We start from the raw sequence: 12,238 nt of genomic DNA, 5'->3' as shown, positions 1-12,238 counted from the left end.
CCGTCAGAGGCGCGCCAGTATCGCCTCCAACACCTGTTGCGGGGCCTCGCGCCAGAGGCCGTAGCTCAGCGGCAGGGTTTCCAGACCGGCGCGCGTCAGAACCAGATAGCGCTCCAGCTCGAGGAAGCCCTCGCCCTCCCCCGGAAAGCCGATCAGGTCGATGGCAAGGCATTTGTCGCCACGGCGGCAGAACAGGTCCAGTACCTGGCCAGCCAGCGGATAGTGGTTCCAGACGCTGACGCCGCGGGCCTGCAGCGCTTCGCACAGGGTCTGCCGCGCCGCGTCGGTGGCGCCGGGTTGCCAGACCGCGCCGGGCTTCTCGAGGTACTCCAGATAACGCCGCAGCAGGTGAGTGGCCGGCAACTGACGCTCGTCGCCACTGAACAGCAGCACCTGGCGCTCGCGGGCGCGGGTGATGGCGACGTTGAACAGGTCGGCGCGATTCAGATAGGCCGCAGCCTGGCTCGACTCGCTATCGATGGCGAAGCTGAGGATCATCAGGTCGCGCTCCTCGCCCTGGAATCCATAAGGTGTATCCACCAGCAGGCGGAACTCGCGCAATTGCTCCAGCGGCAGGGTTTCGCCGATGCGCGCGCGGATGCGTTCGACCTGATCGCGAAACGGTGACAGCATGCCGATGCTGGGTTTGAGCGGGCTGCCTAGGTACTCGGCCAGATGCGCCGTGACCAGTGCCAGTACGCGCTCCACTTCCGCCTCGTTGACACCATTGCGCCCACGCCGCCCCTCGATGCGCAGCAGCTGCAGGCTGTCGCAGGCATCGAAGCCAGGGCGCTCCTTCATCACTCGCAGACGCCGGTCGTAGAACAATTCGTTGCTGAAGCGGATCAGCGCCGGGCGGCTGCGAAAGTGTTCGTCGAGAAACACCACGGCGTCCTGGCTGGCCAGTTGCAGGCCGACCAGGTCCAGCACGCTATTGTCTCGGTAGCTCCAGGCCTCTCGCTCTTCGGCCTGCAGGCCGGCGCGCTGCAACAACTGCGTCTCGCGCACGCGGGAAAGGAAGGAGATGTGCCGCAGCTGGCGCGCATCGCCAGTCACCACCGCGCGCTTGCAGCGCTGGAAAGCCGGCAGTGCCGAGGCGATGTCGCACTGGGTCGCCTCGTCCATCACCATCACGTCGAACAGTTCCGGGCGCAGCGGCAACAGCCGGTGCAGCTCGTCCAGCGTCACCACCCAGATCGGGAAGGCAGCGAGCAGGCGCGCCGGGTCGATATCCTCGAACAGGGCCAGTTGGCGCTGCGAATTACGCGCGCGGATGGCCTGGTTGTAGCGCACGAACAGCCCACGGTCGGTCATCAACAGGCGCTTGAGTGCCAGGCTGCGATGGCTGTTGAGGTGCTCGCGACTGAGCAGTTGGCGGCGCCGCTGGCTGTCACGCAGTTCGTCCAGTAAGGCCCAGGGGCGCACGCTGGCGCCAAGCCGTTTGCGCACCCAGGGCACCTGCAGCCAGCGTTGCCAGAAGGCCAGGCTGCCGCGCTCGGCACGCAACAGCAGGCGACTCCAGCGCACGGCCTGTTCGCAGCGCTTGCGGAAGTCTGTCGAGAGGCGCCGCTCGGCTTGGGTCAGCACCTCCAGCTCGCTGCGCTGACGCGCCTCGAGCTGCTCGGAGACCTCCGGAATCTCACCCTGCAGCATGCGCTGCAAGCGTTCGCGCAAGGCCTGGCGCAGGCTCTGGCCATCGCCTTCGAGCACGCCGTCGCGCAGGCCGAAATCCTCGCGCAGCTTGTGCGCGATGACCCGCACCGCCTGTACGCTGCGGCTGACCAGCAGCACGCTCTCGCCCTGCAGGTAGCGATCCAGCGCAAGGGCCGCCAGGCTGTAGCTCTTGCCGGTACCGGGCGGGCCGGAAACCTGGCTCAGCGGATAGCGCGCGGCATTGGCCAACGCCCGGCATTGGGCCGCGCTGAGTTGCGCCGGCAGGCGCTGCGGCGCGCTGATGGAGCCCGTGGACTGCAAGGCAGGCACTTCACCGAGTAGCTGCAACAAGGCGGGCGAAAGCTGCTCGGCCTCCTGCAGCAGCTGCAGCTCATGGGCGATACCGCGACTGCCGCTGCCGCGCGGCACCAGGGCGACGAAGGCGCCGGCCTGTAGCGACAGGCTGCGACGACGCTGAGCCTTGGCCAAGGTCTCGGCATCTGCCAGCTGCGGGAACCCCGCCGCCTCACTGACTTCGCCCACTTGCGTGTTGCGCGCTACCCAGGCCAGCAATTGCCCCAGGGAGGCGGCGTCCAGCGTGCCGGTCGGCAGCGGCAGCCCGTCGAGGCTGTCATTGCTGCCCTCATCGAACACACGGCGCAGCAAGCGCCAGTTAGCTCGCACCTGCTGCGGATCGATGGCAAGCAGCTGACTCTGGCCGTCGGCCGTCGCCTGCAGGCTGGCCTCGTAATAGAACAGCGGCCCGCAGATCACCTGCGAGGCGCCGCTATCGAGTTGCAGGCGACCGCAGATCGGCAGCACGCCGTAGATCAGTTGCAGTTCGCGTTGATACAGCGCCTGCGCCTCGGCCAGGCTGCGGCCCAACTCGGCGGACAATGGCAACAGCGGTATGCCGCCGCTGGCCAGCTCCTCGCGCCCATCGAGCCAGGCCCAGCGGCTGGCGGGAAGCTTGCTCAGGTTGTCCAGATCCAGGTCGCGGCTGTCGGCCAGGTAGCAGCTGCGATAGAAGCCGAGCAGTTGGCGGGCGTGAGGATGGTCCATCAGTTACCTGCGTAACGGGCCCAGAGCTTGTCGAACTCGCGCCGGTATTCGGCCACCAGATGCGGGTCGTCGGTCACCAGCAGGTTTTCCTCGTTGCTGGTGGTGGCGCTGCGCGTCCAATTGAAGCTGCCGTTGAGCAGCAGACGACCATCGAACAAGGCGAACTTGTGGTGCATGTGGAATGGCCCGGCGTCGATACGCAGTGGCACGCCCTTGTCCTTGAGCCATTGGATGTCGCTGCCGGCATCGAACTGTTTTTCATTGTCGCTGATCACCCGCACGGCAATGCCACGCTGATGACAGGCGAGCACCTCCTCGCTGAGCTGATCGTCGGAGATGGTGTAGACGCAGATGTCCACGCTGACGCGCGCCTGGCGGCACAGGTCGCGGATGCGCTGGCGGCAACTCTCGCCGGGGCTGAAATGCGCACTGCTGTGATCACGCACCGGCGAACAGCGCACTTCCAGGGTCTTGATCACCTGCTCCAGCCACTTCAGCGCCTGCAGCGCGTCCTCGGGGCTCAGGATCAGCTCACGCACCAGCGCGAAGGCGCGGTTGCGCATGAAGCGCACCTGATCCGGGCTGAGGTCGTTGCCCAGCTCACGCAGCTCATCGCGCTCCTCGTTGCTCAGGCGCAGATCGGCGAGGCTGTCGCGCAGGGTTTGGTCGAGTCGGTTGAAATCCATGCAGATTCCCTTGCGTCATTGATTACGGCGGCGGCTCAGGGCGGCGTACAGCACACCGCAAAAAGCCCCCGCCAGGTGGTATTCGAAGGAAACGCCGGCACGCGGCAGCAGGCCGAAGAACCAGCCGCCGTAGAGGAAGAACACCAGCGCCGCCAGCAACAGGTCGAGCAGGCTGCGCTCGAACCAGGCCCGCGCCAGCAATAGTCCCCAGAAGCCGAACAGCCAGCCGCTGGCGCCAACGTGCAGACCGGTGCGGCCGAACAGCCAGACCAGAACGCCGCTGCCGATGATGATGAAGGCGCTGGCGAAGAAGAAATCGCGCCGTGAGCGCAGCAGCACCAAGCTGCCGAGCACCAGCAGGCCGCTGAGGTTGCTGAGCAGATGCGCCCAGCTGCCATGCAGCCAGGGCGCGATGAGGATGCCGGGCAGCGCCTCGATATGCCGGGGCACCAGGCCCCAGAGATTCAAGGCGCCGCCCAGGGCGCCATTGACCACTTGCACCAGCAGCATCGCACCGCTGATCAATATCAGCGGGCGAAGCTCGATCAGCCAGCCTCGCCTCACGGCGCCTCGTCGTCCGCGGCATCGCTGCGCCGCTCATGGCCGAGCAACGTGCCGAGGTCGCGCAGTTGGGTGGAGATTTCCAGCATGCGGTTGTGAGTGCGCAAATCGATGTCGATCTTCTTGTCCATCGCCTTGATCAGCGGCAGAAAGCTGTTTTCCAGGCTATCGGCCAGGCTTTCGAGCAATTTTTGCGTGCCCGGCTGCGGCGGCGCAACCACCTCCACCTGCGGGCGCAGCTCGCCAAGCTTGTTCAGCCCGGCCAGCAACTGCTCCCAGGGAATGCTCGGTGCCTCACTGGCCGGCTTACCGCCGGCCCCCAGGCCGCGAACGCTCTCGACCAGGTCGTTGAGCTGCGCCACCACGCGACCACCGACATCGCTGTCGCTGCCGCCCATGGCCTTGTTGCGCATGAAGTCGCGCTTGATCTGCGTCCAGCGCTCGGCCTGCTCGGGCGTCTGGTTGCCGCGCAGCTCGGCGAGCTTGAGCAGGTTTTCCTCGGCGCCGGTGGTGAGCAGCTGCGACTCGCCCTGGTAGTGGTCAGCGATCAGTTGCAGCAGCTCGGCATCGTTCATCACCGAGCTGATCTTCTCGGCCATCTTGTTCATGTTGCGGTAGCTGCCCTGCAGCTTGAACGGCGGCTCGGTACGGTAGCTGTCGGCCTGCGCGGCGCTGACGATGTACTGCTGGTTGACCCGGCCGACCACATCGCGCACCTGCATCAGGCGTTGCAGGGTCGAGGAAATCTCGTTGATCTCGGCGGCGCTGTAGGTGTGGCTCAGCTCGTTGGCCGAGAACGGCTTGCCCTCGGCCTTGGCCACGAAGCGGTAGACGTCGGCCATGTCGCGGGTGGCCAGCGGCGCCAGCACCGGGTTGGAGGTCAGGCTGTTCTCGATATAGCTCAGCGCGAAGGCTTCCTGCATGCCGCCCAGGGTGTCGCCGAGGTTGTAGATGTCGGCGCGGTTGGCGAGCATATCGGGAATCTTGAACACGTCGCCGGACTCGGTGTACGGGTTGCCGCTCATCACCACGCAGAATTTCTTGCCGCGCATGTCGTAGGTCTTGGTCTTGCCTTTCCACACGCCTTCGATGCGCCGCGTGCCGTCGCACAGCGAGATGAACTTCTGCAGGAACTCGGGGTGGGTGTGCTGAATGTCATCGACATAGAGCATCACGTTGTTGCCCATTTCCAGCGCCAGGTTTAGCTTCTCCAGCTCCTGGCGCGAGGTGGCGTCCGGCGCCTGGGCCGGGTCGATGGAGCGCACCTCGTGACCCAGCGCCGGGCCGTTGACCTTCATGAAAATCAGGCCCAGGCGGTGCGCCACGTATTCCATCAGCGTGGTCTTGCCGTAGCCGGGCGGCGAGATGAGCATCAGCAGGCCCATCAGGTCGGTGCGCTTGTTCTCGCCAGCGGTACCCATCTGCTTGGCCAGGTTGTCGCCGATGAAACCCAGGTACACGTCGTTGATCAGCTTGTTACGCACGAAGGACGACAACGGCCGCGGCTTGAATTCGCTCAGGCGCAGCGCGTCGCGCTCGCGGTTGATGACCTCCTGGCGCAACGCCTGGTAGCGCTGCAGCTGCGGCACGAAGTGATCGAGGTGCTGCTGCAGGCGCGCGAAATAATCGTCGATGGCCAACAGCAGCGTGCCGTTCTGCACACGCGGGTGGTCGCCAAGCAGGCCGCTGACGGTGAAGCGTAGATCGACCTCGGTGAAACGCCGCGGAAACTCCTCATCCAGAAGGCTGACGGCGATCGCCTCGGGCACGTAGTCGGCCAGCTCGGCCATGCTGGCATCCTGCGCGCACAGGCCGTCGAACCAGGTCTGCGCCAGCGACCAGCGCTGCACCGGGCGGCCACGCAGGTTGTCCAGCGCAGCGCGGTAGTCGTCCCAGACATGGCTGGCCTGCATGCGCTGCTGAAGGGTGTCGAGCAGTTGCCGGGCGTACTTGCTGAAGCTGAACTCGATCGGCTTGGCTGCCAGTTCCTCGACCAGATAGGCGGCAGCCGCCTGGCGCTGTGCGGCGTCGACCGGCAACGGATGCTGGGCGAGAAAGCGCTGCATGGCCGCGTCGATCTCGTCGCGCAGACGTTGCACGCCGCCGTCGCTGCCGAACAACCGGCGCAGGTGCAGGCTGCTGCGCGCCCGCTCCGGCCACAGCTCGGCCTCGATGTCCTGCCCCCAGCGATTCCAGAACAGCGCAGCAAAGCCCCGCGCCGCCGGCGCGTAACGCAGCAGCCCGGCGCTTTCGCGCAGCGGCAGCAACTGGCTGAGGATCAGCGCCGCGTCGTGGTCGTGGATACCCTTCTCGTAGGCATCCTTGTAGCGCGGCGCGGCAAAATCGCGGATCAGCCGGGTCAGTGTTTCCGGCTGCGCCAGGTGAGTCTTGAGCAGATCCAGGCTCAGGCCTTCACGGCCGCCCACCGCGGCGTCGAGCACCAGGCCGGCGAGGTATTCGGCGCGGTACAGCGAGGGCGACTCGGACTCCAGCGACACCTGCCAGAAGTCGCGCAGGCCTTCCAGGCTCTCGTCGCGTAGCGGTTCGAGGAAATCGGTGCCTGTCAGGTGCAGATAGAGCTGATCACCGCGCGGCATCAGGGTCAGGTCGAGTTCCTGCGTGTTGACGCTGAAGCGGTGACGCGGGCCGAGCTTGATGACGTTGCCGCCCTCCTCGAACAACTCGCTCTTATCACGCAGGGCACGCACGGCCTGGTCGCGGGCAGCCTTCAGGCGCGCCTCGACGTCATCGGCCTTGACGCTGTCCTTCAGCTCGCGCAGGCGCTCGGCCATTTCGCGCAGCTTGAGAATAAGCGGATCGGCGGCGAAGAAGGCGTTGAGCTCCTCCATCTGGGTCAGCCGCGCGGTGCGCCGGCCCAGGCTGTCGAGGATGCGCTGAGCGGCGTCGAGCACACCCTGAGCGCGGCGCTGGCGGTCGTCGAGCAGGCTCTGCTTGTGCGACTCGAAGGTCTCCAGCAGTTCTTCGCGCTTGCCGAGGATGTCGCTCAAGAATTCTTCGTGATCGCCGAACTGGCTTTCCAGCTCTTCGAGCTGCACCAGCAGGCGCGACAACTGCTCGTCGCACTTCTCCGGGTCCTGCGCCAGCGCCAGGGCATTGGTGATGCCCTGGCTGAAGAGTTTGAACTGGGCGCCGAACTGCGCCACCGTCTCGGCCGAGCCCAGACCCTTGCGCCGCTGTTCGGCACGCGCCTTGGCCTGATTGAGGTGGGCGTAGACCTCGGAAATCGACTCGACGATGGCGGTACGCTGGGTGGCATCGTCGATCTTAAGCGACGCCATCAGGCTCGACAGCATGTCGAGGTTGCCGGCCATCTCCTGCATCTCGACCAGCGGCTCGTTCAGCTGGGTGACGCTCTCGGCCTTCTGCGCCAGGCCGTCCAGTTCACCCAGGCGCTGCACATAGGGCTGCAACGCAGCGTCGCTGGCGAGGAAGGCAGAGGTGGCCGTCGCAACGCGCTCCTGGGCTTCGAGCAGTTCGGCTTCCATGGCGTCGATGCGCGCCACGTCGATGTAGCGGTAATCGCGGATGGTCAGCAACTGGCCGCGCTGCGCGGTGATGGCGCCCAGCGCCTCGACGAAGTGCTGCACCTCGTCAAAGCTGTCGACCAGCAGGCCGGAGAGCAGGCTCTTCTGCTGCGTCTCGGCCTCGGCCATGGCGCGGGCCGACTGCTGGCGAATGCTCTCGACTTTCTCGAATTCGTCGAGCACCAGCTCGCCGGTGGCGCCGATTTCACGCAACAGCGGCGCCAGCTCGGCGCACTGGGCATCGCCGAGCCAGTGATAAACGTCGAACAGGCGACGGGTGTTCTGGCACAGCTGGGTGTAGCGCGCCACCGACACTTCGCGGCTGTCGATCTCGCGGCTGAGATTGAGCAGGTCGGACACGCCACGCACCAGCTCGGCATTGCCGATACGCCCGAAGAAACCGCTGCGCGCCGGCTGGCGGGCGGCGTAATCGTCGCTCTCGAACGGCGTCTGCCAGATCTGCATCGGGTGGATGCGGGTCGGCTCGCTGCCCTCGGCGGAGAAGATCACCATGCGCCCGTCTTCCAGGCGCGCGTAACCGTGACCGAAGATCGGGTTATGCAGTTGGCGGTTGATCATGTTGTAGGTGAACAGCGCCGAGCGGCCTTCTTCCGGGTGGTAGAAGATGTACTGCACGTCCTCGCCGTTGGGCGAGCGCACCGAGCGCTTGAAGCGCATGCCGCCCATGGGCTGTTCGAAGGTCTTGTATTCGCCGCTCTGCAGGTAATAGCCGCCGGGGAAGATGATGCCGTGGTCTTCCGGCAACTGCACGCAGGCCAGGCCGATGGCGTCGATACGTTCGACCTGGTTGGTCAGGCTGTTGAACACCAGGTAGCGCCACTGCTCCTCGCGGTACGGCAGGATCTTCAGCAGGATCAGGCTGCCCAGGCGGGCGTATTCGATCTGCGCATCATCCAGCGACTGGGTCTTGTCCACCACCGCTTCGCGGTAGATGCCCAGGCCGTCCTGGGTGTTGTTCTCGACCTTGATGGTGAGGTCGCCGCCGATGGTCTCGACGAATACGGTGTCGAGGATGTTCATGTGCGGATGACGGCCGCTGACCACCATTTCACGCGAGGTCTTCTGCCACTCGAAGTCGAACGGCGCCGGCAGCGCGATATCGCGCTCGCCGCGGTTGTCGATATAGCGGACGTCTTTGCCGTCCGTGGAGATCGACCAGCGGAACACGCGGATGTCGCTGATCCGCTCGCCGATCTGGAAACTCGCCAGCAGCTTGCCGTCGCGGATGGCCAGCTGCAGCAGGCGGGTGTTCTTGTAGTAGGTGTACAGCTCGTTGAAGTCGGCGACGAAACTGGCCTGGGCCAGGAAGCTACCGTCCAGTGGCAACGACTCGGCCTCAAAGCCTTCGCCACCCTCGACCAGGCGGTAGAGAGAGAACACGTCAGCGACGCTGGTTTCCTTCTTCAGGCCGATGAACACGTTGTAGCCGAACAGCAGGCACTCACCGACCTGGACGATATCGCGGGCGATGCAGTTGTTCTCGGTGCGGATGCGTACCCGACCGATGGCTTCCATATGGCTGCTGCCAAACTCGGCCAGACGCTGGCCATTGAGCGCTTCGGTCAGCCCGCGCAGGCGCTGCCCCTGCTCCTGCAGGCGCTTGTGCAGCACCTCATAGGCGCCGCCTTCAGCGACGGCTTTGTCCAATACATCCTGTGGTTGGGCTACGGCTGGAGCATCCGACATCGTGGTCTTCCTGAATCTGCGGTGTCTGCAAGCATGCGGCCCCTGGTATCCGGGGCGAAGCCAGAGAGCGAGCCCCCTGGCGAGAAACGGTGAGGCGCGCTTAGGCGCCGATCTTCTTCGCGACTTCGGCGATCTTGTCGCGCATCGCCGGGTCGATTTCCTCGGGCTTGAGGTGGGCGATGATTTTCTTCAGTACGCGAATCTCGTTGTCGTCAATCACCCCATCGCGCTCGGCAATGGTCAACAGCTCCCCCAGCTCCTGCACGTCCAGGCGGCCGTCATTGCTGAAACACTGGATCGAACGGAAAGACATCTCCAGATAATCTCTTGGTTCTGACATGCAAGGTTCCTTGTGCATTGAAGAGGCGGTTGTGGCTGTCCACGGGCTGCCGCGGACAGGGGTATCGATCAAAACAGCCCGGATTAAAGCGCCGGGCATACTGTACTTCGCGGGCATCAGGCGCACTCGCGCCCCTTTGCCCCCTGGCGCCGCACTGAGGATCAGCGCGGCGCCCTGACTACCGGGCCGGGTTTATCGGCACGTGTAGGCTTCACCATTCACCGTGAAGATCGAGCCCACACCCGACGGCGCAATCTGGTTGTTGGTGCCTTTGATCAGCAGTGCGTTGCCACCGAGGCTGGCAACACGGTTACGGGCCTGGTTACGCGCGTCTTCCTCAGGCTCACCCACCAGAGTGTGCTGGTTGTTGGTGCTGATCGAGTCGACGAACTTGCACTTCTTCGCCTCGTCGGCGGAGATGATGCGCACGCTTTGCCCTTCGGTGCTCAGCGCGGTGCCTGCACAACCTTGCAACAACAGTGCGCCCAGCAGCACTGGCAATACGGTTCCGAGATGTTTCATCGTTGATGCTCCCTTGCTTGTGAAGGCCGAGCCCGGATCAGGCCCGGCACGTTTTTTTATTGGAGTTCAGCGGCGTCTTTGCCATTGCTGGCCGGACTCGCCGCCGGCACAACGCCGGATTTGCCGGCCAGCAGACGCGAGAGCACGTCCTGCACCACCGGGCTCTTGCCGACCACGCCTTCGATGGCCTTGCCCACCGACAGCGACTTGGCGAAGGAGTTGAAGAAGTCGCCCTCGCCGCCGACGATCTCGATCTTCGCCTTGCCCAGCGCGGTGGCCAGCACTTCGGCCTGGTCCTTGGCGATGTCCTTATTCGCGGCGATGGCAGCCATGGCCTCCTCGAAGCTCTTCTCCAGCTGCATGCGGAACTCTTCGTGGGCACGGGCGTTGTCGCTGAGCGCATCCAGCGCGCCGAACTTCTTGCCCAGGCCTTCCGCCTCGGCGTTCAGACGCTCCAGCAGCACCTGCGCCTCGGCCATACCCAGGTCCTGGGTGGCCTTGGCCTTGGCGGTGCCGAGTTGCTCTTCGCCGCGCGCCTGGGCGCCCAGCTTCTCTTCCAGCACCTTGGCGTCGGCCAAGCCGTCTTTTTCCTTGGCGGCAGCCTGCGCTTCGGTGACACGCGCCAGCGCCAGACCTTTTTCCTGCTCGCCCTTGGCTTCGGCGATCAGGCGCTCGGCCTGTACGCGAGCCTCGGCCAGACCTTCCTTCTCTTTCGCTGCAGCGGTGACTTCACGCACACGCGCATCGGCCAGGCCAGGTGCGGCGCGCTCGGCTTCGATACCTTCGGCCAGTTTCTTCTTGGCTTCGGCGCTCTTGGCGGCTGCTTCCAGCTCGGCCTGGGCCAGGGTGTTGATCTCCACGGCCTTGTGCTTGGAGCGGGTTTCGTCGGCTTCGGCCTGCTTGACCTGGCGCACCAGCTCCTGCTCGGCTTCGGCCTGGGCATTGAGAACGGTGACCTGCTTGAGGCGCTCGGCCTCGGAGACTTCACGCACTTCCTTGATGCGCTCTTCTTCCTGGGCCACGGTCTTCTCGACCGCCACGCGCTCGCGCACCACGGCGGCGATGTTCTTGCGCTCTTCTTCCAGCGCCTTTTCCTTCTCGATGCGCTGCAGCTCGACCTCACGCTCGCGGGATACCACCTCCAGGTCCTTGGCACGGGTGACCTTTTCCACCTCGATGACCACGGCACGCTGGCGATTCTGCTGAGCCACTTCCACTTCGCGCTGGTGGTTTTCGGCGCGGATGTCCAGCTCCTGCTGGGTCTGGATGCGGGCCTGCTCGGCCTTCAGGCGCTCTTCCTCGCGCACCTTGAGGGTTTCCGCTTCCTCACGGGCGCGGATGGTCTCGATCTCACGCTTCTGGCGCGCTTCGGCATCGGCCTGCTGGCGTTCCAGCGAGAGGGTCGCCTCGCGGGTTTCGACGTTTTTCTTCTTGATCGCCAGCTCTTCGTTGCGTTCCAGCTCGTTGGTGATGACGTTCTGCGCGGCAGTCAGCTCGGTGATCTTGCGGATACCTTCGGCATCGAGAATGTTGCTCGGGTCCAGCGACGCCTTGGAGGTCTGCTCCAGGTAGTCGATGGCCACGTCTTCCAGCACGTAACCGTTCAGGTCATTGCCGATCACTTCGACGATGCGATCACGGAAGTCCTGACGATTCTCGAACAGCTCGACGAAATCGAACTGCTTGCCCACGGTTTTCAGGGCTTCGGAGAACTTGGCGTTGAACAGTTCGTTGACCGCAGCACGATCGGAGGCACGATCCACACCGATGGCCTTGGCCACCTTGAGCACGTCCTCCTGGGTCTCGTTGACGCGCAGGTAGAAGGCCACGGTGATGTCGGCACGCATGTTGTCGCGGCAGATCAGCCCGTCCTTGGCGCGGCGGTCGACTTCCAGGGTGATCAGGGAGATCTTCATGAACTCCTTGAGGTGGATCACCGGGTACACCAGGGAGCCGGTGAAGTGCACCTTGGGCGTCGAGCTCATGTCGTTGACGATCAGCGCGGTGCCCTGCGGAACCTTGATGTAGAAGGCCTTGAACAGAGCGATCAAGGCGATCACGAAGAGGACGACCAGCCCCGCCCCGACGATGAAGGGAATGAAGTTTTCCATTACAGCTTTACTCCTTTGCTAATTGTGCAGGCAGGTTTGGCGCTGCCTTAC

7 protein-coding genes are annotated in these 12,238 nt (G+C 64.7%); all 7 read right to left on the bottom strand.

What is annotated here, in order from left to right:
* Positions 1–3 precede the first annotated feature (3 nt).
* Positions 4–2,715, bottom strand: coding sequence for a DEAD/DEAH box helicase (locus B3P22_RS16140; protein WP_296271679.1), 2,712 nt, complete (start codon positions 2,713–2,715; stop codon positions 4–6).
* Positions 2,715–3,401 (bottom strand): phospholipase D-like domain-containing protein, encoded by a 687-nt coding sequence (locus B3P22_RS16135; protein WP_275545924.1) that lies wholly within the window; start codon positions 3,399–3,401, stop codon positions 2,715–2,717. The genes B3P22_RS16140 and B3P22_RS16135 overlap by 1 nt, the downstream gene beginning before the upstream one ends.
* 15 nt (positions 3,402–3,416) lie before the next feature.
* Positions 3,417–3,965, bottom strand: a complete 549-nt coding sequence (locus B3P22_RS16130; protein WP_275545925.1) for a rhomboid family intramembrane serine protease — start codon at positions 3,963–3,965, stop codon at positions 3,417–3,419.
* Complete coding sequence (locus tag B3P22_RS16125) at positions 3,962–9,214, bottom strand: DNA repair ATPase (protein ID WP_296271678.1); 5,253 nt, start codon at positions 9,212–9,214, stop codon at positions 3,962–3,964. The genes B3P22_RS16130 and B3P22_RS16125 overlap by 4 nt, the downstream gene beginning before the upstream one ends.
* A gap of 100 nt (positions 9,215–9,314) precedes the next feature.
* On the bottom strand, positions 9,315–9,554 hold the full coding sequence (locus B3P22_RS16120) for a hypothetical protein (protein ID WP_296271677.1): 240 nt from the start codon (positions 9,552–9,554) through the stop codon (positions 9,315–9,317).
* A gap of 192 nt (positions 9,555–9,746) precedes the next feature.
* Positions 9,747–10,076, bottom strand: coding sequence for a DUF4156 domain-containing protein (locus B3P22_RS16115; protein WP_296271676.1), 330 nt, complete (start codon positions 10,074–10,076; stop codon positions 9,747–9,749).
* A gap of 56 nt (positions 10,077–10,132) precedes the next feature.
* Complete coding sequence (locus tag B3P22_RS16110; protein ID WP_296271675.1) at positions 10,133–12,187, bottom strand: flotillin family protein; 2,055 nt, start codon at positions 12,185–12,187, stop codon at positions 10,133–10,135.
* Between the last annotated feature and the right edge of the window lie 51 nt (positions 12,188–12,238).

It is taken from the genome of Pseudomonas sp. UBA6323 (genome assembly GCF_002439135.1).
GTDB lineage: Bacteria > Pseudomonadota > Gammaproteobacteria > Pseudomonadales > Pseudomonadaceae > Aquipseudomonas.
Note: the sequence above shows the minus strand (reverse complement) of the source record. Positions and strands in the feature narration are given on the sequence as shown.